Here is a 25,876-nt window from a genome sequence, read left to right on the forward strand (position 1 = left end):
AAAATTTTGCTACAGGACACCCTTTGCATGCTCCAGAGACAGGTCTACCAATGCTGCAGCTCCCAAAAGGGCAATGTCTTCGTTTTTAGTCTGGTGGATTTTCAATTTTTTGATGGACTCCGGATAAATAAAGTCGCTGAAACTTTCCTTCATCGTAGCTTCAAAATAAGGGTAGGCATTGGCCACAGAACCTCCAATAACGATGGCTTGCGGGTCATAGGTGTACATGACTGCTTGCACCGCCGCCCCAAAATGATGTCCAAAATCCTTCCATTGGGATAAGGCCTCTGGGTCTCCTTTTTCAGCCTGATTGTAGGCATCTAGTGCCGTAGTATGGTAAAAGGCACTGAAAAAATTTCCGCTGGCATAATATTCAATGTTCTGATCCTTGTAAGGAAGCAGGCCGATTTCTCCTGCACCACAATTGGTGCCGGCATACAATTTATTTCCAATAATGATTCCGGACCCCAGACCTGTTCCAATAGACATGCCCACCAGACAGGAATATTCTTTACCCATTCCGAATTTATGTTCTCCGATCGTAAAACAATTCACATCGTTATTTACAAATACCGGTAGGTTAAACTCCTCTTCCAAAATGGCTTTAAGGCGCACTTTCTTCCAGGAAGGGATATTAGTGACATTGTAAACGATCCCTTTTTCCACATCCACTACCGAGGGAACGCCTATTCCGATTCCCTCCACCTTATGACGGGTGAGGGGCTCGATAAACTGTTTCACCTGATTCAAGGTCGAATGAAGGTCATCTTTTTCTTTCAACAAGGCCTTGGTTTTATGGATGATCTTCCCTTCCTTCTCAATGCCGACTTGGATTTTGGTTCCTCCTAAATCTATTCCTATGTTCATTGCGCTTATACAGGTGAGTTTTAAAAAAAATGAAACAACAAATATATCTTAATTTACATATTATACAAACCAATCCGTACCACAAACTCCCCTTGTTACCGGATATTATTCGTTTGGTTTTCAGGTAGTAAGGAGGTAGATAAGGTAGCTTGGCCTATCTACTATACTTGAAAGCCGGGGGATGTACTATTTTGAGAAAGATCTTTTTTGATAGTACAAATCCTGGAAATCGGGTATTATTACTGTTAAAATTAAGGTATTTTACCAAGCCTAACGGTACTGCCCAATTGGTATTTCAGCTAAAAAGCAGGAATTTTGGATTAGGTGATTTTGACTCAGGAGTAGATTTAACGAATAATCATAAAAAAACAAAAAACGATGAAAAGAAGGGATTTCTTCAATAGAAGCATTTTGGCCTCGTTGGGATTAGGCGCTTTGGGCACAGGAGTAAGTTATGGAAACACCCGTCCCGGGTCCTTCAATAGGGCTGCAAAAAACATCATTTTTCTGGTTAGTGATGGCATGAGCACCGGAACCCTGAACATGGCCGATTTACTTCTCAGGGAGAAGGAAGGAAGGAAAAGCAGGTGGGTGAGTTATTATCAGGGAGGCTTTGCCAAGCGGGCACTCATGGATACCGCATCTTCCAACTCCCTGGTTACGGATTCAGCCGCTGCCGGTAGTTCCTGGGGTTGTGGCATGCGGGTGCCGAACGGATCCCTAAACGTGGGTCCGAATGGAGAGCTGCCCGTTCCTATCCTGCAGAAGTTCAAAAATGCTGGAAAGTCGGTGGGTTGTGTGACCTCGGTCCCCATCACCCACGCTACTCCGGCTTCATTTTGCGTAAATGAAAAAAGTAGAAGTGCCATGTTTGATATCGCGGTAAAGTACCTGGAGTTGGAGTTTGATGTGATGATGGGTGGCGGCAAGGCACTTTTTGACAGCGAATCAAGAGAGGATAAACGAGATTTACTTGGAGATTTTAGAAAAGCGGGATTCTCGGTGGCGCTAGATCGAGCGGAAATGATGGCATTAAACGGGAAAAATCCTGTCTTAGGAGTGTTTAGTGAAGGAGGGATGCCTTATTCCATTGACAGAGAAAATGACCCGGAATTAAAAAATAGGGTTCCTTCCCTGGCAGAAATGTCTCAGAAGGCCATTGACTTGCTCTCCAAGAATCCATCTGGTTTTGCGATGCAAATAGAGGGCGGCAAAGTAGATTGGGCAGCACATGCAAACGACGCACCCGGATTACTCTACGATCAATTGGATTTTGATGCCGCAGTAGGCATTGCACTGGATTTTGCAGCTAAGGACGGGGAAACATTGGTCATCATGACTACAGACCATGGGAATGCCAATCCCGGTTTATTCAATGGGAGTAAATTTGGTAAACTCTATACCACCTCGCACTCCAACGAATGGGTCTTGAGCCAGTTATCGGCTGCCAATACACCTGGGCAAGTGACTGATTTTATCGAAACCTACCAGGGTTTAAAGCTTAAGAAGGAGGAGGCAGAAGTCCTGTTGAAAAGCTATAAGGAACTCAATGACGATGGGATATATGGTTCTACCAAGGTACCCAATCACCTTTTTGCTCAAATTCAATCCAACCATACCGGCATCGGCTGGGCAGGAACGGGGCATTCGTCTGATCATGTGGAACTGGCCATGTACGGGCCGGGAAGTGAAAATCTGCCAGCTTATATAGAAAACTACAAACTTCACAATTTTATGCTCAATGCAGCTCAAGTACCGGCCATGGCCTATTTGGTATAATGAATGTACTTTATCAAAAACCTCATTGATGGACCATTTGTGGCCAGGAAATTCACCGTCTTTGAAACCAGCATAGGTGCTTATGTGTCCAAACTAATTTCCCAATATCAATAGAACCAAGAAGAAGCCAGCACTGATCCAGATTACCCGTCCTGTTTATCCACAAATAAATTAATCAACGAAAATGATGAAAAATAGTAGTTTAATAATTGGCACCTTTGTAGTCTTATTTGCTACTTTTTCCTGTGGGGGTTCCGTCTCGGATACCTCACACGAAGAGGAACCCGAGATGCAAGCCGATCAAGAAATATCCGTGAATACCGTTCAATACGAACATGTGTTTGGTGATGATAGACCATTTGCGCAGAGCCACGCCTCTACCATGATCCCTTTGGGTGGGGAAGAATACCTGGTAGCCTGGTTTGCGGGCTCTCATGAAAAAAATGACGATGTGGGCATCTGGACGGCCAAGGGGAAACCAGGAAACTGGTCGGAACCCGAGTTGCTCGTAAAAGTTCGTAATGACCCCCATTGGAACCCCGTACTCTTTCAGGCTCCGGACGGGAAGGTATATTTGTTTTTTAAAGTTGGAAAAGAAATTGATTACTGGGAAACCTGGGTGCAGGTTTCGGAAGATGGCGGAGACAGTTGGTCAGAAGCCAGAGAATTAGTTCCTGGGGATAAAGGGGGACGGGGCCCGGTAAGAAACCACATGCTGGTACTTTCAGATGGAACCTGGCTGGCCCCGGCCTCTGATGAGAAGAATAAAGCTTGGACGGTATTTGTGGACCGGTCGGAGGATGGGGGAAAGACCTGGGAAGCGACGGATAAATTGGAAATGGACCGGGACGAGATTAGTGGAGAAGGCGTGATTCAACCTGCCTTATGGGAATCGAAACCAGGACATGTACACATGCTGATGCGTAGTAGTTCTGGAAACATCTGCCGGGCAGATTCAGAAGATTACGGCAAGACCTGGTCGCCTGTAGAAGAAATCTCACTTCCAAACAATAATAGTGGCATTGATGTCGCCCATTTGGGCGGTGAAAAAATCGCGGTTATCTATAATCCGGTTTCAGAAAATTGGGGAGCGCGATATCCGATATCCGTATCGGTCTCTCTGGACAACGGGTATACATGGGGCCCGAAATTTGATATTGAAAAAGGAGAAGGGGATGAGGATGAGTTGTCCTATCCGGCGATGTTTTACGAAGAGGGTCATTTAGTGGCATGTTACACTTGGAACCGGCAGCGGGTGGCTTTTTGGAAAGGGAAATTGGAAGGAATTTAACAGACTAGATATGAAGGTATTTTGGATTATTGGCTGCCTGGTAGTGCTAGCGGCCCAAATGGTAAAAGGGCAGGGAGAAGCCACTTATGCTGAAAAGCTGGGCTTTCCTGCCGGAAAAAAAGTGGTGATTTTCCATGTGGACGATGCAGGCATGTCCTATGAGTCCAATGAAGGGACCATCAAGTCCATCGAGTCAGGGGTGGCTACCTCCTGTAGTATTATGATGCCTTGCCCCTGGGCCGCGAGTTTTGTGAAACATGCGCTTCAGGAGCCCATGGATGCGGGTATCCACCTGACCTTGACCTCCGAGTGGAACGATTATCGCTGGCACCCCCTTTCGGGAAAAAAGGCTGTTCCCGGTCTGGTGGATGGAGAAGGTGCGTTCTGGCCTTCTGTGGAAGAGGTAATACGGAATGCAAGTGCTGATGAAGTGGAACGGGAAATTCGGGCCCAGATAGATAGGGCACTGGATATGGGATTAAGACCAACTCATCTGGACAGCCATATGGGAACACTTTTCTACCATCAACCTTTTTTGGAGCGGTACATAAAAGTTGGGGTTGATTATGGAATTCCCGTCATGTTTCCGGGTGGAAACAATAAGCTTCTAATGCGTTCCATGAACAATAACCTGATCAAACAGCTGAAAAAAGATGGGAGCTATAAAGTAGGAATGGAATTGCCAAAAAACCCATTAGTGGAGCAGGCGCCGGAAGTAGGTAAGCAAATCTGGAATTCCGGTTTACCGGTATTGGATGATTTGCATACGGTAAGCGGGAACTGGAAGCCTGACGGTGAGCCTGGTGATGAGGCTTGGGGAGATTATAAGGTAGCCCAATTCAAATCGGTTTTAACCCAAATGGAACCAGGGTTGATGATGATCATTGTCCACAGCAACGGAGACCGTAAAGTTTTTGACCGGATTAGCTCCTCCGGCGGGTCCCGGTATGCAGACATGTTGGCCATGACGGATCCGGATTTACAACAATTTATTGAAGAAGAAGGAATCATTCTTACTACCTGGCAAGAAGTAATGCAACGAAGAAAACGAGCAGAATGAAAATACTCCTAACGGGTCTGGTAGCGATGCTTTTGGGTGTTTCTGGTTATGGCCAATACATTCCAAAGGAAAAAGTTGTCGAACAGGAACAGTTGATTTTCCCTCTACAAGGACAACATGTGCATGGAAGCAGCATTGTGGCGCTTCCGAATGGGGACCTGCTTGCCGCCTGGTTTGAAGGCTCCGGAGAGCGAACAGCAGATGATGTGCGGATTATGGGTGCCCGCTTAAGAAAGCGGGATTCGGAATGGGGAGCTCCTTTTTTGATGGCAGATACTCCCGGTTTGCCCGATTGCAACCCGGTATTGTTTCTCAATCAGGAAGGAAAGCTATTTTTGGTGTGGATAGCCGTTCAAGCCAATCGTTGGGAGCAAAGCATCCTGAGGCTGCGAACCAGCACGGCATTTGATAATGCCGGTGCCCCGATGTGGGATTGGCAGGACAATATACTTCTTAAGCCAGGCGAAGAATTTCATCAGGAAGTAGTTCAAAAATTTAAAGAGTTGCCTCCCAATACTTCTGGCTGGGCGGAATATGCGCCTTTGTACGATGAGATGATTATTGAGGCGAGCAAGGACAGCAAAAAATCCAGTATCGGGTGGATGACCCGGATCAAGCCCCTGGTTCTGCAGTCGGGAAGGTTGCTGTTACCGCTTTACTCAGACGGGTTTAACTTTTCATTGGTAGCCATATCGGATGACGATGGAAAAACCTGGGCTGCCAGTAATCCCATTGTAGGAAGGGGACCCATTCAGCCCGCTTTAGCACAGCGGGAAAACGGTGAAATTATGGCTATCATGCGGGATAGTGGGGATGCTCCCAATAGGTTGCACCGCAGTTATTCTACTGACGAGGGGCTAAGCTGGACCGCCAGTGAAAAATCCACCATTCCCAATACGGCCAGTGTGGAATTATTGGCATTGGATAACGGCCTTTGGCTCTTTTTAGGAAATGACGTGGATGATGGCAGGTACAAACTGTCCATGTACGTTTCTGATGATGAAGGGAGGACCTGGCGGGGTAAAATGTACCTGGAAGATGAGAAAAAAGGCTATGGGGGCTTTTCCTACCCTTCTTTGATTCAGGATATGGATGGTATGGTGCATGTAACGTATTCTTACCATTTGGAAGAAGGAGGGAAATCAATAAAATATGTAAAAATCAATCCAAATAATTTTTTTTAAGGTAGTACTTCCTGCGCGTTTGCTTGTATTACAGATGAGCAGATCGATTACCTGAAAAGGTTGAAATTGGTTTGACTTTAGTAGTTAGGTTAGGTAAGTTTTGTCCGCTCCTGCCCATTGGGTAGGGCGGACAAATTTATTTTTAAACGGATTAACCCAAAACGCCTTTTCTGATTACTAACGGTTGTTGGGAATTAGGACAATTGGAGTAGCCGGTCGATTGCACTGGCTGATGTTGATATTTCCCTAAAACGCGCTGTAGATCCGACAAAAAATCAATCAAATAACTGATACATTACCAATGAGATATTTCCCATTAAGATACTTCGTACTATTAGTACTGACATTAACCACCACGTTAGGAATAAAGGCCCAGAATTTACCAGCTTCCAGTAAGAAAGTTCATGTGGATAAGCCTTTTGTGCAAGAATACAGTGTCAAATTTGCTGCAAGCGAGGACATGGTTTTAAAGAAAGCATTTGCGGATAGAAATGGTACCATTCAGGTGTTGGAGGCATCCGGTTTAGTGAGAACCCATACCGGGGCTTTCCTGTATCCGGGCTCACTGATTCCCGACAGGAGTTACCTTCCCATGGAAGATAAAATCATCCGCGATATGCTCAGCCTGGAAGGACAGTTCGTTTATTTGGACGATGAAGCTGTTTTTAGCAATGCCTGGGCAGGAAGTGTATATTTGCCTCATGAGCTCCCCGGGGCGACTCTTTTTGAGGCCGGTAAAGGATTTACCTTCCTGGTTTCCGACGGTAGCGACCTTCACTTGGTAGGTCCTCAGGGAGTAATCTGGAAGGGCAAGGCCACTAGTTCTCCCGTGTTGGATATTACATTTGACTCAGAAAGAAACGTTTTTTACGTTTTGAGCACAAATGCGGTAAGTGTATTCTCACTATCGGAACAGAAAGGATCAACTCTTACCACCGGAGAGGGCTTTACCTGCTTTGCATTTCGACCGGGAAAGGATCGGCTGGCTATCGGCACAGACAACGGGTTTTTTGAATGGGACCTGGGGGAAGACCAAATGTGGGGTACCAAAAATGAAGCCTTACCTTCTTCCAAATTGACCGACATTTCGGAAATCAACGGATTGCTTTGGTTTGGTTCCGATAGAGGAGCCTTCATGCAGAAAGAAGATGGAGGGTTCAACTACTATTATGGTGAACGGTGGGTTCCGGGTGAGGAGGTCATCCATGTCAGTCAAAAAGGTGAAAACGAAGTTTTATTGTTAACCGAACAGGGCTTGGGCAAATTGGTATTTACCTATCAGACGCTTGCAGAAAAGGCTGCGTATTTCGATCATCAGGTAAGAGACCGGCATATTCGTCATGGTTTCAATGCCACCCTGGTAGGGATGGAAAAGGGCAATGTAGATACAGGCAGATTAGGCGACTCGGATAATGACGGTCTGTGGACCTCCATGTATTTGGGAGGTGAAGCGTTTCGGTATGCGGTGACAGGAGAGGCAGAAGCCTTGCAAAATGTGCGTGAGTCTCTTGATGCCATGGAGCGGCTCTACACGATTAATCCGGTACCCGGTTTTCCTTCCCGATCTTTCGAGAGAAGCGGCTACATCGAGCGGCTGTCAGACCCTGAGCGCTGGCAACATGCTTCCGATCCGGAATGGGACTGGAAAGCTACGACCAGCAGTGATGAAGCCATCGGACACGTATTTGTATTTGGGGTAATTGCAGAGTTGGTAGATAATGAAGCCGTTCGGGCCAAGGCGATTCGTCTACTAGATGAATTAATGCAGCATATTGTTGAAAACGATTGGTACCTGATTGATTATGACGGAGAGCCTACTACCTGGGGCAGGTGGAATCCGGAATATGTCAACGGTTTTCCAACGATGGTAGGAGATAGAAAATTAAATTCATCCAATATAGTGGCCATGTTACAAACAGCATACCACTTTACCGGAAGGGAAATTTACAAGGAAAAAGCCTATGATCTTATGGAAAACCACGGGTATCTGGAAAATCTGATGCGTCCTATGGAAGAAATAGGCCGGGCGAAAGAAGGCAGCGATGAGTGGGCAGCCATGCTTTCAGAATCGTGGAACCACTCGGATGATGAAATGTATTTCCTGGGATACTGGGGATTGTACCGGTATGCGTTTACAGATGAGTTAAAAGACATGTACCAAAAAGCCATCGTGGATCATTGGGAAGCCGAGCGGCCGGAGAAAGATGGCCTTTGGAATATCTTCACGGCGCTGGTTTCTCCTGAAAATTTTGACCTGGAAGAGGCCATTTGGTACCTGCAGGAATACCCCCTGGACCTGATCAATTGGACCATAAAAAATAGCCATAGAAAAGATATCATCCTTCTGGAGGAAAACTTCCGCAGGCAAACGACCCAGGAGGTGCTTCCTCCGGACGAATTGCAGATTCGCAGGCATAATGCCAACCGCTTCGGGTTAGATGGAGGAAGAGACGGAAGGCAGGAAAACAGTGCGGGAGATATATGGCTGCTTCCTTACTGGATGGGAAGATACCTGGAAGTAATCAGCGAACCCTTATTACCCTAATCACGCATGAGTTTTCTTTCCGAAATCCAGTCGGGAGAAACCGTTGTAAACAATACCGCCTGGCCGTTGGTATTCATTTCTCTTCTACTGCTCAACGGCAGCAGTTTTGGATGAAAGAAGCGGTAAATCGGGTAGTTCACAGCTCTGATTTAGCCCTCTTCAAGCAGCGCCTGGAGGGGGATTTTGCCCTCTTGAAACCAGAACCGGGACCCAAAAAGAAGAAAATCACCGGGGATCGTTCGATTATTTAGTTGAATGTTTTATCAATTATTTGCGAAATTTAAGCAGCATGACAAAAATAACGGAGCAGCCTTCCTTGTACCGACATCTGGAAAAGATGTCCGTTTCGGAACTAACGGCCAACATTAATAAAGAGGATAAGAAAGTCGCCTTAGCCATAGAGGCGGCACTTCCTCAAATCAATCAACTGATTGAAATGATTGTGGAAAAGCTGGAGCAGGGAGGTAGGTTATTTTACCTGGGCGCCGGCAGTGGTGGTAGGTTATCGGTGTTGGATGCCATCGAATTGCCCACTACCTACGGGATACCCAAAGGAGTGGTGAATGTAATTCTCGCCGGTGGAGTGGCTCATTTGGTGGAAGCCCGGGAGGAAGAAGAGGATAACCGTGAAGCTGGCTGGAAGGCCCTTGAAAGCCACGATGTTTCCAAGAAGGACTTGGTCCTGGGTATTTCTGCCAGTGGCACCACGCCGTTTGTACTGGCAGCCCTACAAGCCTGTCAATCCAAGGGGATCACCACCGGCTGCCTGGTCAGCAATCCGGAATCACCAATAGCGGGAGCAGCTGATTTTCCGGTAGAAGTCATCACCGGGCCGGAATTTGTGTCCGGCAGTACCCGAATGAAATGCGGCACCATGCAAAAAATGGTATTTGACATGATCTCTACTACTTGTATGATCCGGCTGGGAAGAGTGGAGGACAACAAAATGGTGAATGTACAGCTCATAAACGATAAAATAACCGATCGGGCTGTGAAAATGCTTATGGAGCGAGCGGGATTGGAAGATTACGAAAAGGCCAAAGCCTTATTGATGGAGAAAGGATCGGTGAAAAAAGCCTTGGATACATTAAATTCATAAAAAAAAAGGGAGCCAAAATCAAATATGGCTCCCTTTGTTATTTTTATTGGGAAAGATCAGGAGATCACTTTTTCCGCTAAAACGATTATTTTATTGTCATTTACTTCTACCACTCCTCCGTCCACAATCAGGGATTTCTTGCCTTCATTGCTGGTGTAGGACACGGCTCCCTTTTCCAATGCAGAAACGATAGCGGCGTGGTTTTTCAATATTTGAAAAGAACCATTAGCTCCTGGAAAGGTAGCTTCCGAAACTTCTCCTTCAAATATTTTTTTATCCGGTGTAATGATTTCTAAATGCATGCTTAAAGATAAGGTGAAGTAAAATAAGAAGTTTTACGTTTCAGAACGGCAATGAATTATTTAACTTCCGCCAGCATTTTTTCGCCTTTGGCGATGGCATCTTCAATGCTTCCGACCAGGTTAAACGCTGCTTCCGGTAAATGATCCAGTTCTCCATCCATGATCATGTTAAATCCTTTGATGGTTTCTTTGATATCTACCAACACGCCTTTTAGGCCGGTAAACTGTTCGGCTACGTGGAATGGCTGTGAAAGGAAACGCTGTACCCTTCTTGCACGGTGTACTACCAATTTGTCTTCTTCGGAAAGTTCTTCCATACCCAGGATGGCAATAATATCCTGAAGTTCTTTGTACCGCTGGAGGATTTCTTTTACCCGGGTGGCACAGTCATAATGCTCGTCTCCCAGTATTCCTGGTTCCAGAATTCGGGAAGTAGAATCCAATGGGTCCACTGCGGGGTAAATTCCCAGCTCAGCGATCTTTCTGGAAAGAACGGTGGTGGCATCCAAGTGGGCGAAGGTAGTAGCTGGAGCGGGGTCTGTCAAGTCATCTGCAGGTACATAAACAGCCTGTACAGAGGTAATGGATCCGTTTTTAGTCGAAGTAATTCGCTCCTGCATGGCACCCATTTCGGTTGCCAAGGTGGGCTGATAACCCACGGCAGAAGGCATCCTTCCCAAAAGGGCGGATACTTCGGAACCAGCCTGGGTAAAACGGAAGATATTATCTATAAAGAAAAGAATGTCCTTACCGGCACCTTCTCCTTCACCATCCCGGTAATATTCGGCAAGGGTCAGACCCGTCAGTGCCACTCTTGCCCGAGCTCCCGGAGGTTCGTTCATCTGACCAAATACAAAGGTAGCTTTAGAGTCCTGTAGTTTTTCCAGGTCTACTTTGGCCAGGTCCCAACCTCCTTCTTCTTCCAGGGATTTGACGAAATCATCCCCATAGGTCACAATCCCGGATTCAATCATTTCACGCAGCAGATCGTTTCCTTCACGGGTACGTTCGCCGACTCCTGCAAATACGGAAAGGCCTGAATAGGCTTTGGCAATATTGTTGATCAATTCCTGGATCAATACTGTTTTTCCAACACCAGCTCCTCCAAAAAGTCCGATTTTCCCCCCTTTTGCATAGGGCTCGATCAGGTCGATTACCTTTATTCCAGTGTAAAGAACCTCTGCAGAGGTGGACAAATCTTCAAACTTCGGTGCTGATCGATGTATGGGCAGACGTTTGGTATGGTCTGGTTGGGGTAATCCGTCAATTGCTTCTCCCACCACGTTAAATAACCTTCCTTTGATGCTGTCTCCGATGGGTACAGAGATGGGGGCACCAAGGTCCCTTACCTCCATTCCCCTCACCATACCTTCCGAAGAATCCATGGCGATGGTTCGTACCCGATCTTCTCCAAGGTGCTGTTGTACCTCGAGAATTACCGTTTGGCCGTTTTCTTTTGTGATTTCAAGTGCATCAAGGATATTTGGCAGTTTACTTCCCTCAAAGGAAACATCCACAACAGGACCAATTACCTGAGTTATCTTACCAGTATTCGCCATTGTTATATTTTAAGATGAATAGGAACAATACTTTTTTTAATTCGAGTGCAAAATTAGTTAATATTGCTGAATACCAAAGGATGTTTTAAAAATTAATCCACTTTGCCCTTCATTTTTATGGTACTAGATTTTTAATACAAAAAAATCCTATCATTTTGGGCGTTCCGGCTTTTTGTGTGCCCTATTAAAACATCCTTCTGGCGCGCACCCAGCGCCTGGACCAATACCGGGACTGTATATTGTCTTCCGTAACGCCCAGTGAGGTGGAGGCATGAATAAAATACGTGGTTCCCCGTCTTTTTTCAGTAATGATCCCTGCATGGGTCACTTTTCGCCGCCTTCTGCCGGTAGCAAAAAAGACCACATCGCCTTTTCTTAGCTTTCGTTTGGATACGCGTTTTCCCATTCTGCTTTGATCTTCGGATATCCTGGGCAAATTGAGCCCAACGCTGCGGAACGAAAGGTAGACCAGGGCCGAACAATCCATCCCGGTTCGGCTGATTCCTCCATAACGATAGGGAGTGCCCTGGAAGGATTTGGCTGTGGCTACCACTTGGTCAATGTGCTGCTGACGGATTTTTCGGGAGGAAGAACAAGCACTGAAAAGAAGTAAAAACAGCCCCATTACAAAAATACTCCACCTGGCACTATTCATTTGCTGTTGCATAAAAGAATCAAAATTTGTTCAATGATAAAAAATCCGGCCCGAACAAGCAAAAACCGGAGGTCATTTGATGGTATACGATGGCGAAATTAGTTTGGATACCCCTGTGTTTTCTGCAATAATTGGTTACTTTTAATCTTTCAAAGCGATCACAACAACCTAAATACACAGGGTATTTACTGCATAAAAACAGGAACCCTACAATGCGTACCATGAGTAAAGAAGATTTCAGAAGGCTTCCCCTTCCTAAGAAAATACAAAAGCTATATACCGAGGGCACTTTTGTCGTGGCTATCCGCTACTATGCCTATAAGGTAAACCTGTATTTGCTGGGGAGGGAATATGTGGAGGTATTTTACAACCATAAATACGATCGCATAGATAAGGTTGAATTTTTGAACCAAAGCCATACCCGAATGAAATTTTACCTGGATCAAATTCGGCTTCAGGAGATTTGACCCTAGTGGTAAAGGGCTTTAACGGGCAGTAAGGCGGTGATGAATTTCAAGTACCTTCGGAATCAGCATTTCTTTCTCGTCGTTGGAGAGAAGGAAGGTTGCCAATTTGTTTTTTTTCTCGTCCTCCCATTGTTTTTCCATTATGGCTTTGATTTGCTCAGTACTTCTATGGGGGTCTCTCTTACGGATCCTGGAAATGCGCAATTCCCTGGGGGCACTTACATGGATCGTGTAATCCAACTCCCGGTAAGAACCGGTTTCAAACAGTAATGCTGCTTCCTTTAAAACATAGGGAGAATGCTGGAAATCGACCCAGGTTTTAAAATCCCTATACACGGCTGGATGGACGATGCGGTTGATTTTTTGGGTTTCGTCGGCGCTTGAAAAAACCTTTTCCGCCAGGTAAACTCTGTTTGGCCTGCCATCTGCCAGGTAGGCATCCTTGCCAAATTCGGCCATGATTTTCTCTTTTAGGTCACTTTCGTGTTCCATGAGCCACTTTGCGCGGTCGTCTGCATTGTAAACAGGTACCTTGAGCAGGGCGAATAACTTTGAAATCAGAGATTTTCCGGCACCTATTCCCCCGGTGATGCCGAGCAACAAGGGCTGTTGCCTACTCATAAATTAACTTGAAGTTTTCGGGTTCGAAGGTGACTTCTTTAATGTATGCCGGAGATTTGTTCAGGGAAGCTGATATGGTGCTGTCTTCTCGGTTGCGGTTGTTGTAATTTAAAATGGCGGAAAGTTCCAGTTTTTGCAACGCTTCCATTTTATCCTCCTGAACTAAAAATTGAGCTTGAATTTCGGTAATAGTGCTATCAATGGTCACATTACCTGGAAAGTAAAGCTTCTGTATTTCCAGGTCGACCGTGTTTTCTAAGAAGGCTACGACCTCAAAAGTAACCTGGGATGTTTCTTCATCAAGGCTAAGGTATTCTTGTTTTTCCTTATCCAAATTTAACGGAAGGAGTTTGGAATAATTCTCCCGGATATTCTCGTCAGGGATATCCATATATAGCTTGCCTTCCAGTTGTTCGATTACTGAAATGGGGCCGGTAACGGTGACCGTCTCGGGCTCCAGTCTGATATCAGACGCATAGTCATGATTTTCGGCCAGCGTAGTGGAGGTCGTGTCTGGTACGATTTGAATCTTTTTGGATACAATCCGGTCAATAGAAAAAAACAGGGTGTCCTGCACAATGTCCACCAGATTGGAGGATGCCAGGTGCTCGGACATTTGTCGCTCTATATCGGAGGTTAAAAGAAAAGGTTTTTGAGAGGGATCTTCTACGAATACCTCCAGGGGCGTGACGCTGATCTTAAAATGTCTCTTAAGTAAATCCCAGCCGTTTCCATTGATTTGAATGCGCACCTCTCCCGGTACATTGCCGACAGCCATGAATTCCTCCTGATCGTAGTTTAGCTGCAATGGCTGGTTGACTGAGGTCGTGTAGTTGTCCTTGTTCAGGGCATTCAAAAGCCAAAAGGTGGTAGCCGTGAACACACAGAGGACTACCACTTTTAGATTTGATGTTTTTTCAGGTTTAAGTTTCCTAAAATAGTTACCAAGTGTACTCAATTGTAGAGTGAATTATTTGGCATTATTTAATTTTTTGGTGTAATCGAGCGAGAGGGCGGATTTTTCCACCTTAAGTTTCATTCCCTTGTCTAATTCCACGAATACCAAATCCCCTTCTACTGAAAAGACCTTGCCATGAATCCCACCCACGGTGACTACATGATCTCCTTTTTTAATTTCGGAGATAAATTTGGTGGTTTCTTTTTGTTTTTTCTGTTGGGGACGGATCATGAAAAAATACATGATTAGAATGATACTTCCGAAGAGAAATACCTGGCCCATGATGCCGCTTCCGGCACCTCCGTCTACTTGAAGCAATAGCGAGTGATACATTTTTAACGTTTAACAGGACCTGCTGAAGGCCCGGGTGATGCAGATGCAGTTTTTCTATTGACACTACCCTTCAAACGTAACCGCGTTACGTTAGGAGAGGTATTCGCCTGAATGGTTACGGTGGGGCTTTGTACGCCTGACTTTCCGGTAGAATTGAAAACGACCTTCACAAAACCCTCTTCTCCGGGTTTGATTGGTGTTTTGGTCCATTCCGGGCTGGTGCAACCGCAGGAAGCCTGGATGTTTGAAATGACTAATGGCGCTTGTCCTGAATTTTCAAAGGTAAACAGGTGCTCTATCACTTCCCCTTCCTCTATGGTTCCGAAATCAAATACTTCTTCTTCAAATGCAAAAGCTCCGATGGAAGAGGGGTCGGCCGCCTGTACATTTTGTGCATTATTAGGCGTGACCACCCGATTTTGCTCCAATTGAGAAATTTTCTGCTCTAGTGCTTCGATCCGGTCATCCTTATCTTCACCTCCCTGACTGCACGCGCCGGTCAGCACCAGGGAAACTCCTAGCATCCAAACCGTGATTTTTGAATAGTTCATAAAATTAACTAATTTAATTATTGTTATTTTCTTTGTTAATCTGATCAATAAGCTTGTTCACATCACTGAGTAGGTTCTCTGCTTTGGATTTGGCTTCTGTGATCACTTTATCTCCTTCTGATTTGGCCAGATTGTCTGGCAAATTTTTGCCTTCCATCAAATCCTCGATCAGATCTTCCAGTTCATTGCTGTACTTTCCCAGACGATAGGAGAGCTTATCTCGGGTGTTGTTGCCAGAATCTGGTGCAAATAGCACCCCTAGAACCGCTCCCAGCCCTGCTCCTAAAGCAAAAACAAATAGTGTATTACTTTTCTTACTCATTATCTGTGTTATTTATTATCAATAAGTCCTCTACCACTTTTACGGATTTTTCCACTTTCGGTTAATTCTTTTGATAAAGTATCCAACAAACCGTTAACAAATTGCTTGCTCTTAGGCGTGCTGTAGGTTTTGGAAATATCGATGTATTCATTTATCGAAACTTTCGTCGGAATACTCGGAAAATTAACCATTTCCGTCAATGCCATTATCAGAATTACCCTGTCCGTTAAGGCGATCCTTTCTACATCCCAATTTTTCGTTTTTTGGGCAATCATGCCACTAAACTCGTCTTCCGAAGCTACGGTCAAGTTAAATATATTTTGGAAGAATTCCTTGTCCTCCTCCCAGTTTAAAGCCAACTCGGGAAGAATCTCATCCGAGGGCTCCTCCGTTCCGGATAAGTTCTTTATCACTTTTGATGCCAGACTTCTGACAATGGATTTATTCTCCGCCCAATTGATGTCCTTCTCCTGAAAAAAACTAATGACAGCCTCACTTTTGAACAGTACGTTTTTCAATAGGGACTGGAGGATTTCTTTGTCTTGTTCAAAGCTAGGATTATCAATGGTAATGTACGTTTGATAGTCCTCATTTGGCTTGACTAACTCCCTAAACCAGTCCTTTATTTCCAGTTCCAACTCCCTACTGTCCACCTGAAATCGATTACATTCACGACGGTAGGAATGGTTGGAGTCTATTAGTTGCAAGGCCTTATTGGCTCCTAAATTATAAAAAGAGGCTGGCTGCAAAGCCGGCTGGGCATCGTATTTTCTTTTTTTAGCCTTTTCATTGGTCACATGCGCTCCAAACTCCAACAAAATATGGATGGCATAGATATACAATCCGGGGATGTTTTCCACTGCTGTCAGCATGTTACTTTTCAAAAAATCCTTGTCTTTTTGATTGTATTTATGGTAAAGATCCACCGCTTTGATCGCCGTATGCCTAATTTTTTCATCCGTTTCCCCTGATCCCAGTGGGGTGTCTTTTTGCAGATGAGATAGAAAAAGCTGCACACACCGTTCCGCATCTCTTTTGAGTTGCCCCTTGTCCTGAACCTCCATCGTGTTGAGATCCGGAAGGAACGCCTCCCTGATGTAATCTTGTGCCAGATTAGCATTGCTAAACTTGCACTGTTGGTAGGCATATAACGTTTGAAATGCTTTTACTCTAAGGATTCTTCTGTTTAACATTTATTAAAATTAAAGAACGTGATGGGTGAAACCCTGAAATTTACCGAAAATGCAGGTTTACCTGCTTAGGCGAAAATTTCTGCAAATTAGTAAATGTCCCTGCAAAGGGCAAATATATCGATTTTTTCAATGATAGAAATAGTTTTTCTGCTTACAGGGACCTGTTTTGGTTTATTCGCGTCTAAATCGCAGGTAGAAGGTCCTTTTCTTATGTTTTGATCCCTCCTATTGAACTTTGCCGTTTGGATTGTGTTATATTTGGGTTCGCAGAAGCGGTGCCAGTAGTAAACATACCTTACGTAGGGGTTGACTGCTTTGCCTTTGCAATTTAAGATGTATTCTAAAAGAAAATACGAAATCTAACGCTTTTTATTTTGTGAAACCTCTTTGGAGATTAAATAAATATTTATATAAATACAAGCTGTACCTTTTTCTGGGAATAGTTTTTACGATTATTTCCAATATTTTTGTAATTATTCCTGCCCAACTGGTTCGAATCGCCATCGATTATGTGGTGGAAAGTTTTTCCTATTATCAGGTCTATGAAGAGGGCTCGGTTGTCACAGAATTGGCCCGAACGGTTTTTTTAAAGTACATACTCATTTTCGGACTGCTGATCCTGGCAATGGCCCTGCTGCGTGGTTTGTTTCTATTTTTAATCCGCCAGACGATTATTGCCATGTCCCGGCTGATCGAATACGATCTGAAAAACGAAATCTACCGGCACTATCAGCAATTGCCGCTGGCTTTTTTCCGGCAAAACAGTACCGGGGATCTGATGGCCAGAATTACCGAGGACGTTTCCAAAGTCAGGATGTATCTGGGTCCTGCCCTGATGTATGGAATTAACTTATTGATATTATTCCCACTGGTTATCGGATATATGTTAACCGTCAACGTCCCCCTGACGCTGTATTCGCTGATTCCCCTGCCCATTTTATCGGTTAGCATTTATTTGGTCAATAACATGATCAATGAACGATCGGAAAAAATCCAGCGGAGCCTTTCGGGCTTGAGTACCTTTGTGCAGGAAGCTTTCTCCGGCATTCGGGTGATCAAATCCTTTGTCCGGGAAACAGACAGTGCCCGGCAATTTGATAAGGCCAGCGAGCATTACAAAGAAAAATCCATCTCCCTCACCCGGGTGCAATCCTTGTTCTTTCCGCTGATTTTAGCACTGATCGGAATGAGTACCATTATTACCGTTTATGTGGGAGGAATTCAGGTGATTGAAGGTGGCATAGGCTATGGCGTCATTGCGGAGTTTATTTTATATGTCAATATGCTTACCTGGCCGGTGACTTCCCTGGGCTGGGTAACCAGCATCGTACAGCGGGCGGCAGCTTCACAGGCCCGTATCAATGAGTTTCTGGACCAGAAAAACGATATCCTCAGTACCGAAAATATCGTTCGGGACATCGAAGGAAGCATCAAGGTGGAAAACGTTTCCTTTGTCTATCCGGATTCAGGGATTCGGGCACTTGACAAAGTGAGCTTTGAAATTGGCTCCGGGCAGTCACTGGCCATTATCGGGACTACCGGTTCCGGAAAATCCACCATCGCCAATTTATTGATGCGGATGTATGATGCCTCGGAAGGTCGCATTTTAATTGATGACCTGGATATTCGCTCCTATAACATCGCCAACCTTCGAGAACAAATTGGTTATGTGCCTCAGGACGTGTTTCTTTTTAGTGATAGCATCACCAACAATATTGGTTTTGGGCTCGGAAAAGAATTGAATTCCGAACAGATCGAAAAGGCCGCCAAAGATGCGGACGTTTACCAGAATATCGTTGATTTTCCAAAAGGCTTTGATACCCGGCTGGGGGAAAGAGGCATTACCCTGTCCGGTGGGCAAAAGCAACGAGTTTCCATTGCCAGGGCCATTGCCAAGTCACCGAGAATTTTACTGCTGGACGATTGCTTGTCGGCGGTGGACACCAAAACCGAGAATGCCATCCTGAATGCCCTCGAAAAAATCATGAAAGGCAGGACCTCTATCATCATCTCCCACCGGGTCTCCTCTGCCAAACTAGCCGACCAGATCATCGTGCTGAACGATGGAAAGATGGTAGAAAAAGGAACCCATGAGGACCTAATGCTGGCCAAAGGCACCTATGCCGAGCTCTATGAGAAGCAAACCCAACAGGCGGGAGAGGTGGAATAAGCGCCTTTACATTGGCTATAATTGAATATAAAGACCAGCTACAGCAAATTGAACCAACGTAAAGTTATACACTTCATCCACATTGGCCCCTCCTTCCAGAAAACGGTAACCTGCTTTGATGTCTATCCGATCCGTAACAGGTAATCGGATCCCTAAAAACAGGTCAAATGCTCTCCCCGGCCCTCCTGCCAGTCCGTCTCCTTCGAAGTAAATTAACTTCTCTCCTCCAAAATCATAGGAGGTATACAGATGCAACAGGGGTACAAAACCGAGGTCGTCTTTTTTGTCACGTAATCCCTGACCATTGGCGAGACGGACCCGCGCATCCCGGATTTTGGCTGTAAAACCAACACCAACAAGCCAATTTTCTGAACTAATGATGTCTCTCCGGTAGGTCAATCTATAGCTGTTGAATTGATAATAGCCATCCAAAGCCTCCCCTTGCCTAAAAATACTGGATTGGAAGTTGATATCAGTGGCGGCATTCCCAATATAATGGATCCCAAGAGGTGCATAAAGGGCAAACAAATGGTTCTTTTCATTAAAGCGATAGCCCAATCGTATTCTTAATGGGAAGACGGGTCCCTCCGTATCGAAATCTTCCTGAAAACTAAATAAAGTCCCCATTTCATTTGGAATTCGTACTTCATTGTATCCCGGAAATGCCAGGCCGGACTCAATATCTATTGTGACCTGAGCCCGGGAATGGTTGCCCATTAAAAATAGAAACATGGTCAAGGGTAAAACGAATAATCGAACCATTAATAGGTGTATTTAGGATTTTACTTAATGAAGTAGAAACAAGTATTGTGCCTATCCAAGATCGGGGTACCTATTTACGGAGCTGAATTTCATTCTATCCAAAGACCCAGCCAATACCTGGAAAAACAATCCTGTTGTGGAGGAAGAGTAGCCAAAACGGTCAAAAATCCCGCAAAGTAGGCTGGAAACTGCTTATTCAGCTTCAGCTATCAGAAAGCTTTTTCAACGTCTGAATCAATGCCTCCAGGTCTTTCTGCTCGTGCCAGGCAGACAGTACAATTCGGTTTACTGCCGGGCTATCCGGCAGCGGGTAAGGAAAAGAAGATAGAATAAACCCTTTTTGGTGTAATTGTTCCACCCAGGACTCCGGTTCAAAGGAAATAACCGGATAGGTAGGCATAAATTTAAGCCGCTCCACTCCCTCCAGTGCGGATGCGATGTACTGTAAATTATTTTTCAGCTTTTGCTGCTGCTTGACGTAATAATCCTGTCCCTCCAAAAATGCACTTAAAAATGCCGGAGCAGGAGGGGAGGAGGTGCGGTAAATAGGGTTTTCCCTGACCCGAAAAATTAGCGAAGTATTTCCAAGGATGATGCCTGCTGGAAGTGCCAGTGCTTTGCCTAGCGAACCCGCGACCATTACTTCGACCGGAAGGCGCTTCCATTGCGCATAGGTACCAAAAATACCTTTTCCCAATAGGCCAAATGCATGGCTGTCATCAATTAGCAGGTAGTATTGGTTGGCGGGAGATAGCTTTTTGGTCCATTCGAAATCATGAATTTCAGGAATAAGGGGGTTAACGGCATTGGAAAGTAGAAGGATTTTTTGACCCATTAGTTCATGAGACTTGGCAATGCACTTTTTTTGCCATTGTTTGTGAGTAAGGCCGATAGGTTGCTGGCTTTCTAAGGTGATGGCCGGATGGGTATCGGGAGCCGTCCAGGTAAGGTCTGCAAGAGGTCTAAGGGTGTTAACGGCAAGTTGTCCTGCCATGTATCCGCTACTCAGGACTGCCGCTTCAGCGGCTCCGGAACCTGCTGCAAATTGGGCTTCAAATGCTTCATATAGGGACAGTTGCACATTGCTGTTCCGGCTGGAACCGTGGTTGGGGCCATATTTATGGATCCCCTGGATCAGGAGCTCCTTAAACTCAGGTAGGGTCCCCATTCCCAAATAGGAGGTACCACTAAAATGCAGGTAGTCTTTGCCCTGATGGGTAATGGTTCTTCCAAGTTGAGAAGTAGGATAAGTATGACTCATTTTGACAACGGGCTTTATATCAGGATCGCACCGGTTCCCGGCCGGTCCGGAAAATGCACCTTATCGGGGCTGATCTTCACGCCATCAGCGATATCTTGGGACAGAAGCATGGCTCCGTCCATGTCCACGTAGTCCAGTAACGGAGCTATGTGAGCAATGGCAGCGATTCCCACGGAAGATTCGGTCATGCAGCCCACCATGGTTTTCATGCCCAGGGACTTGGCTTGCCGAATCATGCGCAGGCCAGGGGTGATGCCCCCTGCTTTGACGAGTTTTACATTGATCCCATGGAAAAGGCCCTGGCATCTTTCCACGTCCTGCTCCGAAATACAACTTTCATCGGCGATGACCGGTAGTTCACTAAATTGAAAGACTTTTTTCATGCCTTCATCGTCCTCCCTTGGCAGGGGTTGTTCCATGAATTCTACATTGAGTTTGGCCAGTTCCCCGGAATAAGCAATGGCCTGATCGGCGGTCCAGGCACAATTGGCATCAATCCGGAATACCGCGTCGGTGTGTTTGCGCAGGGTTTTGATGATGTCCAGGTCATGATCCGTACCCAACTTTATTTTGTATATGGGCCAGTCCACTTCTTTCATTTTTTCGATCATCTTGGGGATGGGGGCGATGCCAATGGTGAAGTTGGTGACCGGAATGCTTGCCGGGTTTAAATCCAGTAGCTCGTATAATTTTTTATCCTGCATTTTAGCATACAGGTCCCAGGCGGCGATATCCAAGGCGCATTGGGCAAAGGGATTGTCTTTAAAATACGGCTCGGTGATGGACCACAGCGTTTCCGGGTGCATAGGCGCTAATCCCGCTAATACCTCATCGGCTACTTTGGCCAAACATGCTTGCATGTTTTCAAGGGTTACCCCGTAATAGGGATTGGTAGTAGATTCTCCCAGACCATAAAGCCCATCCGCTCCCTGCAGCTTTACAATCAGGGTGTCCTGAACGTCCCGGCTTTGATGGGCGATGGTGAAGGTGTGCTTTAATGGTAGCTTATGTGGAAGTAGTTCGATCTTCATAAAAATGGCATGAGGTTTTTTCAAAGGCTAAAGGTAGGATATCGACAGCATCCTTGTAAATTCTTCCCTTAGATTTTAATTAAAAATAGCCATATTTACATTAAAACTACCTTTGAATATGAAATTAACCACTAACTCCCTTCTGAGGGGATTTCTTTTCGGCACATTGGTATGGTGCCATACCCATGCTAATGCCCAAAAACCGGAACCATTGGAGACCCCTTTACTGGAAAAGGCATATACACACTTCAAAGAATCCCAACTTACGGAACGTCGTTTTGGCTACGATAAGATTGCCCCCTTGATCGAATCCAGGTCCACTGTTTTTGAGCAGCAGGTACTTGGAAAATCGGTGGAGGGAAGACCTCTCAACGCGCTTACCTACGGAACTGGCCCAACCCGTGTCCTGCTTTGGTCTCAAATGCATGGAGACGAGAGCACAGCGACCATGGCCCTATTTGATTTGTTTAATTTTTTGGAAGGCTCCGGGGAAGATGATTTTGCGGCTATTCGGAAGGTCCTTCAAGAAAAATTAACCATTCGCTTTATTCCCATGGTCAACCCGGATGGAGCGGAACGCTTTCAGCGTAGAAATGCCCTACACATAGACCTGAACCGGGATGCCATTCGACAAAGTAGCCCGGAGGCCATCATTTTGAAAGCGGCCCGGGACGATTTTGAACCCGAATTTGGCTTTAATCTGCACGACCAAAATGCTTACTACAACGCATCCGGAACTTCCAATCCGGCGACCATTTCGGTCCTGGCTCCTGCTTATAATGAAGCACGCGAGGTAAATGAAGGGCGGGAAAAAGCGATGAAAGTAATCGTCGGTATGAATCGGGTATTGCAGGAAGAAATACCTGGTAATGTAGGCAAGTACAACGACACCTTTGAACCCAGAGCTTTTGGGGACAATTTTCAAAAGTGGGGAACCAGTACCATATTAATTGAATCCGGAGCCTATCCCAATGATCCGGAAAAGCAGTACATCCGAAAGCTGAATTTTATGATTATCCTGAACGCATTATATGAAATTGCGACCGGGATTTATGCTGAGTTGGAAGCATCTGCTTACCAAGCCATTCCGGACAATGCTTCCCGGTTGATGGATTTGCTTATTAAAAACGTTCGTTCGGAAATCAATGGGTATCGCTATGTGACAGATATCGGGATTCGGAGGCGTGTACGCTATCAGGAGGGAATAAGGTACGAGCAAGGAGAAGTAGCGGATTGGGGCGACTTGTCAATTTATTATGGTTATGAAGAGCTGTATGCTGAGGGAATGACCGTAACGAAAGGAAACGTGTGCGAGCAGGAAACAGCAATAGCTGATTTAAGCCGGGAAGAAGTCCTGGATTTGCTCCGGGAGGGGTATTTGGCGATTAAGACTTCCGAAACGAACAAAGGAATGGTGCATGATTTGCCCATTCTGATAGTGACTGGGGAGCAGCTACCGGACCTGGAACCATCGCTGTCGAATGCTCCCAATTTCCTTCTTGAAAAAGACGGGGAATATTTGTATGCAGTGGTGAATGGAAACCTGATAGATTTACAAAGTCCAGGAAATAAATCATTTAAGCAACGTGTGCAATAGCGGATCCGCCTGTCGGCTACCTTTTATTGGTGAGGTTACAGACTGGATCTTGATAGGTATCAATGGATGTTTATTGTAATTGTACGGAAAAATGATTAAAATCAAATTTATTTTAATGTAAAACACCCTAAACCCCATGCAGAATAAATCTTCCATTGAAGACATACGAAAAAGATTTGATAAGGATGTGGACCGTTTTTCCAATCTGGATACCGGTCAGGAAGCCACCATGGATGCGCCTTTATCTATGGAATTGATCGCCAATGCAGTAGTGGTTTCCAACCCGCAGGCAAAAGCCATGTTGGATATTGGTTCCGGGGCGGGAAATCTTTCCCTGAAAATCCTGCAATACCTGCCCCAGGTGGATTGTGATTTGCTGGATTTAAGCCAGCCCATGCTGGCTAAAGCCTACGACCGGGTAAGCTGGGCCACTACCGGGACAGTCGATACCATTCAATCGGATATCCGGGACGCCCAACTGACTGAAAACAAGTACGACATCATCGTAGCAGCCGCCGTTTTGCATCATCTCAGGGAGGTCTCCGACTGGGAACATGTATTTGAAAAGATTTTCAAACTGCTGGCACCTGGTGGATCATTTTGGGTCTCTGATCTGGTGTCTCATGACGATCCCGCCGTACAGGAAATGATGTGGAACAGGTATGCCCGGTACCTGGAGTCTATAGGCGGCCTGGGATACAGGAAGAAGGTATTTGACTACATTGAAAAAGAGGACAGTCCCCGGTCATTGCCTTTTCAATTGGACCTGATGAAGAAAGTGGGCTTCTCACACCTGGAGGTGTTGCATAAAAACTGCTGTTTTGCTGCCTTTGGGGGCAAAAAGCCGCTGGATAACTTGGCCGGTTAATTTTGGTCAAACAAAGAGGTGGCGGTACATTTCTTCCAGTCGGGTGACTGGCACTAGTTCCAGGTTAAATTTATCGGTATCCAGAGATTTGAGTCCGTATCGGGACAACATGATCTTTTTGAAGCCCATTTTTTCCGCTTCGGCTATGCGGCTTTCGATGCGATTTACTGCGCGGATTTCGCCTCCAAGGCCAATTTCACCCGCAAAACAAATACCGGGGTCAACGGGATTGTCTTCGTACGAGGAAATCAGCGAGGCGCATACGGAGAGGTCCAGGCCCGGGTCATCTACTCGCAAGCCACCGGCCACATTGAGAAACACGTCCTGTTGTCCTAATCGCATTCCCCCTCTTTTCTCAAGAACGGCCAGGAGCATGTTCAGCCTTTTGGCATCGTGGCCGGTACTGCTGCGCTGTGGGGTGCCGTAGGTCGCCGGACTCACAAGGGATTGAATTTCGATCAAAAGCGGTCGGTTTCCTTCCAGCATGGCCCCGATGGCGACTCCGTTGAGTTGCTCTTCCCGCTGGGTCATCAGAATTTCGGAAGGGTTAGTCACTGCTTTGAGGCCGGAAGCATGCATCTCGTAAATTCCCAATTCGTTGGTAGAACCGAAACGGTTTTTGGAGGTTCGCAAGATACGGTAACTCAGGTGCCGGTCCCCTTCAAACTGCAAAACCGTGTCCACCATGTGTTCCAGAATTTTTGGTCCGGCGATGGCTCCGTCCTTGGTAATATGGCCGATCAGAAAAACCGGTACTCCGGTTTGTTTGGCAAATTTCATGAGTTCTGCCGTACATTCCCGGACCTGGCTGACCGATCCGGCGGCGGATTCCACGTATTGGCTGTGTAGTGTCTGGATGGAATCGATGATCAGCAGCTCGGGTTTTAATAGTTCTACCTGCTGGAATATTTGCTGGGTGTTGGTTTCCGAAAGTACGAAACAATTGTCCGACTGATATGCCATCCGTTCGCTGCGCATTTTGATTTGGTTATCGCTCTCTTCTCCGGAAACGTACAGTACCTTCGTTGAGGCCAGCATAAGGGCTATCTGAAGCATCAGGGTGGATTTGCCTATGCCCGGTTCGCCACCTATTAGTACGAGCGAACCCGGTACAATGCCTCCCCCCAGTACCCTGTCCAATTCAGGATCCCTGGTGACCAGGCGGGTTTGGGCTTCGTAGTCAATTTCAGCTAGCCGTTTGGGCTGATTACTTTTTTTGGATGATGTTTTGCCGGATTGCCAGCTCCCTTTTTGGTTTACCTCCTTTTGGATCACCTCTTCCACATAGGTATTCCATTCCCCACAGGAAGGACATTTTCCTACCCATTTGGAGCTTTCTACCCCACAATTCTGACAAAAAAAGGCGGTTTTTATTTTGGCCATGCGGTCTTGGTTTGGAAA

Annotated in this window: 25 protein-coding genes; 11 read left to right on the forward strand and 14 right to left on the reverse strand. The window is 45.8% G+C overall.

The window, feature by feature from the left end; translation table 11 throughout:
* Positions 1 to 9: 9 nt before the first annotated feature.
* Positions 10 to 867, reverse strand: coding sequence for an ROK family protein (locus GJQ68_RS05500; RefSeq protein WP_162416312.1), 858 nt, complete (start codon positions 865 to 867; stop codon positions 10 to 12).
* Between the two features lie 378 nt (positions 868 to 1,245).
* Between GJQ68_RS05500 and GJQ68_RS05505 the strand changes: the two genes are divergently transcribed.
* The 7 genes from GJQ68_RS05505 (at position 1,246) to GJQ68_RS05535 (ending at position 9,825) form a co-directional block, all read left to right on the forward strand.
* Positions 1,246 to 2,646: an alkaline phosphatase gene (locus GJQ68_RS05505; protein ID WP_162416313.1), complete on the forward strand. Its 1,401-nt coding sequence runs from the start codon at positions 1,246 to 1,248 to the stop codon at positions 2,644 to 2,646.
* Positions 2,647 to 2,830: 184 nt separating this feature from the next.
* Complete coding sequence (locus tag GJQ68_RS05510) at positions 2,831 to 3,937, forward strand: sialidase family protein (protein ID WP_235941124.1); 1,107 nt, start codon at positions 2,831 to 2,833, stop codon at positions 3,935 to 3,937.
* A gap of 10 nt (positions 3,938 to 3,947) precedes the next feature.
* Positions 3,948 to 4,997 carry a polysaccharide deacetylase family protein gene (locus tag GJQ68_RS05515; protein ID WP_162416314.1) on the forward strand — a complete coding sequence of 350 codons (1,050 nt, stop codon included), beginning with the start codon at positions 3,948 to 3,950 and terminating at the stop codon, positions 4,995 to 4,997.
* Positions 4,994 to 6,181 (forward strand): sialidase family protein, encoded by a 1,188-nt coding sequence (locus GJQ68_RS05520; RefSeq protein WP_162416315.1) that lies wholly within the window; start codon positions 4,994 to 4,996, stop codon positions 6,179 to 6,181. Before GJQ68_RS05515 ends, GJQ68_RS05520 begins: the two co-directional genes overlap by 4 nt.
* Positions 6,182 to 6,482: 301 nt before the next feature.
* Positions 6,483 to 8,726, forward strand: a complete 2,244-nt coding sequence (locus tag GJQ68_RS05525; RefSeq protein WP_162416316.1) for a hypothetical protein — start codon at positions 6,483 to 6,485, stop codon at positions 8,724 to 8,726.
* Positions 8,663 to 8,977, forward strand: coding sequence for a hypothetical protein (locus GJQ68_RS23180; protein ID WP_202927881.1), 315 nt, complete (start codon positions 8,663 to 8,665; stop codon positions 8,975 to 8,977). The genes GJQ68_RS05525 and GJQ68_RS23180 overlap by 64 nt, the downstream gene beginning before the upstream one ends.
* Before the next feature lie 38 nt (positions 8,978 to 9,015).
* Positions 9,016 to 9,825, forward strand: coding sequence for an N-acetylmuramic acid 6-phosphate etherase (locus GJQ68_RS05535; protein WP_162416317.1), 810 nt, complete (start codon positions 9,016 to 9,018; stop codon positions 9,823 to 9,825).
* Positions 9,826 to 9,881: 56 nt separating this feature from the next.
* Here the strand turns inward: GJQ68_RS05535 and atpC are convergent, their stop codons facing one another.
* The 3 genes from atpC to GJQ68_RS05550 all read right to left on the reverse strand — a co-directional run bounded on the left by atpC (position 9,882) and on the right by GJQ68_RS05550 (position 12,353).
* Positions 9,882 to 10,127, reverse strand: coding sequence for an ATP synthase F1 subunit epsilon (atpC, locus tag GJQ68_RS05540; RefSeq protein ID WP_162341085.1), 246 nt, complete (start codon positions 10,125 to 10,127; stop codon positions 9,882 to 9,884).
* A 56-nt stretch (positions 10,128 to 10,183) separates the two neighbouring features.
* A complete protein-coding gene (gene atpD / locus GJQ68_RS05545; protein ID WP_162416318.1) occupies positions 10,184 to 11,686 on the reverse strand; it encodes a F0F1 ATP synthase subunit beta in 1,503 nt (500 codons plus the stop codon).
* Positions 11,687 to 11,870: 184 nt separating this feature from the next.
* Positions 11,871 to 12,353: a C40 family peptidase gene (locus GJQ68_RS05550; protein ID WP_235941132.1), complete on the reverse strand. Its 483-nt coding sequence runs from the start codon at positions 12,351 to 12,353 to the stop codon at positions 11,871 to 11,873.
* Positions 12,354 to 12,562: 209 nt separating this feature from the next.
* Here GJQ68_RS05550 and GJQ68_RS05555 point away from each other — a divergent pair, with 209 nt between their 5' ends.
* Positions 12,563 to 12,808 carry a hypothetical protein gene (locus GJQ68_RS05555; RefSeq protein WP_162341082.1) on the forward strand — a complete coding sequence of 82 codons (246 nt, stop codon included), beginning with the start codon at positions 12,563 to 12,565 and terminating at the stop codon, positions 12,806 to 12,808.
* Positions 12,809 to 12,826: 18 nt separating this feature from the next.
* On the opposite strand, the gene coaE is transcribed toward GJQ68_RS05555, so the two are convergent.
* From coaE to nusB, 6 genes are read right to left on the reverse strand one after another with little or no spacing between them, the layout of a single operon-like run.
* Entirely contained in the window at positions 12,827 to 13,429 is a 603-nt protein-coding gene (gene coaE, locus GJQ68_RS05560) for a dephospho-CoA kinase (protein ID WP_162416319.1), read from the reverse strand.
* Positions 13,422 to 14,387: a YbbR-like domain-containing protein gene (locus tag GJQ68_RS05565; protein WP_162416320.1), complete on the reverse strand. Its 966-nt coding sequence runs from the start codon at positions 14,385 to 14,387 to the stop codon at positions 13,422 to 13,424. Before GJQ68_RS05565 ends, coaE begins: the two co-directional genes overlap by 8 nt.
* Positions 14,388 to 14,399: 12 nt before the next feature.
* Positions 14,400 to 14,720: a preprotein translocase subunit YajC gene (yajC, locus tag GJQ68_RS05570; RefSeq protein ID WP_162416321.1), complete on the reverse strand. Its 321-nt coding sequence runs from the start codon at positions 14,718 to 14,720 to the stop codon at positions 14,400 to 14,402.
* 2 nt (positions 14,721 to 14,722) lie between these two features.
* On the reverse strand, positions 14,723 to 15,271 hold the full coding sequence (locus tag GJQ68_RS05575; RefSeq protein ID WP_162416322.1) for a DUF1573 domain-containing protein: 549 nt from the start codon (positions 15,269 to 15,271) through the stop codon (positions 14,723 to 14,725).
* 13 nt (positions 15,272 to 15,284) lie between these two features.
* Positions 15,285 to 15,593, reverse strand: coding sequence for a YtxH domain-containing protein (locus GJQ68_RS05580; RefSeq protein ID WP_162416323.1), 309 nt, complete (start codon positions 15,591 to 15,593; stop codon positions 15,285 to 15,287).
* An 8-nt stretch (positions 15,594 to 15,601) separates the two neighbouring features.
* Positions 15,602 to 16,786 (reverse strand): transcription antitermination factor NusB, encoded by a 1,185-nt coding sequence (nusB, locus tag GJQ68_RS05585; protein WP_162416324.1) that lies wholly within the window; start codon positions 16,784 to 16,786, stop codon positions 15,602 to 15,604.
* 376 nt (positions 16,787 to 17,162) lie between these two features.
* Here nusB and GJQ68_RS05590 point away from each other — a divergent pair, with 376 nt between their 5' ends.
* A complete protein-coding gene (locus GJQ68_RS05590) occupies positions 17,163 to 18,956 on the forward strand; it encodes an ABC transporter ATP-binding protein (RefSeq protein ID WP_162416325.1) in 1,794 nt (597 codons plus the stop codon).
* 15 nt (positions 18,957 to 18,971) lie between these two features.
* Here the strand turns inward: GJQ68_RS05590 and GJQ68_RS05595 are convergent, their stop codons facing one another.
* The 3 genes from GJQ68_RS05595 to GJQ68_RS05605 form a co-directional block, all read right to left on the reverse strand.
* On the reverse strand, positions 18,972 to 19,718 hold the full coding sequence (locus GJQ68_RS05595) for a hypothetical protein (RefSeq protein WP_162416326.1): 747 nt from the start codon (positions 19,716 to 19,718) through the stop codon (positions 18,972 to 18,974).
* A 202-nt stretch (positions 19,719 to 19,920) separates the two neighbouring features.
* Entirely contained in the window at positions 19,921 to 20,979 is a 1,059-nt protein-coding gene (locus GJQ68_RS05600; RefSeq protein ID WP_162416327.1) for an aminotransferase class I/II-fold pyridoxal phosphate-dependent enzyme, read from the reverse strand.
* Between the two features lie 14 nt (positions 20,980 to 20,993).
* Positions 20,994 to 22,010: a dipeptide epimerase gene (locus tag GJQ68_RS05605; RefSeq protein ID WP_162416328.1), complete on the reverse strand. Its 1,017-nt coding sequence runs from the start codon at positions 22,008 to 22,010 to the stop codon at positions 20,994 to 20,996.
* 118 nt (positions 22,011 to 22,128) lie between these two features.
* Between GJQ68_RS05605 and GJQ68_RS05610 the strand changes: the two genes are divergently transcribed.
* Positions 22,129 to 23,607 carry a M14 family metallopeptidase gene (locus GJQ68_RS05610; protein WP_162416329.1) on the forward strand — a complete coding sequence of 493 codons (1,479 nt, stop codon included), beginning with the start codon at positions 22,129 to 22,131 and terminating at the stop codon, positions 23,605 to 23,607.
* 136 nt (positions 23,608 to 23,743) lie between these two features.
* On the forward strand, positions 23,744 to 24,475 hold the full coding sequence (locus GJQ68_RS05615; protein WP_162416330.1) for a class I SAM-dependent methyltransferase: 732 nt from the start codon (positions 23,744 to 23,746) through the stop codon (positions 24,473 to 24,475).
* 6 nt (positions 24,476 to 24,481) lie between these two features.
* On the opposite strand, the gene radA is transcribed toward GJQ68_RS05615, so the two are convergent.
* Positions 24,482 to 25,858: a DNA repair protein RadA gene (radA, locus tag GJQ68_RS05620; RefSeq protein ID WP_162416331.1), complete on the reverse strand. Its 1,377-nt coding sequence runs from the start codon at positions 25,856 to 25,858 to the stop codon at positions 24,482 to 24,484.
* Positions 25,859 to 25,876 lie beyond the last annotated feature (18 nt).

This window comes from Cyclobacterium roseum (assembly GCF_010119225.1).
In the GTDB taxonomy this organism is placed as follows: Bacteria; Bacteroidota; Bacteroidia; order Cytophagales; family Cyclobacteriaceae; genus Cyclobacterium; species Cyclobacterium roseum.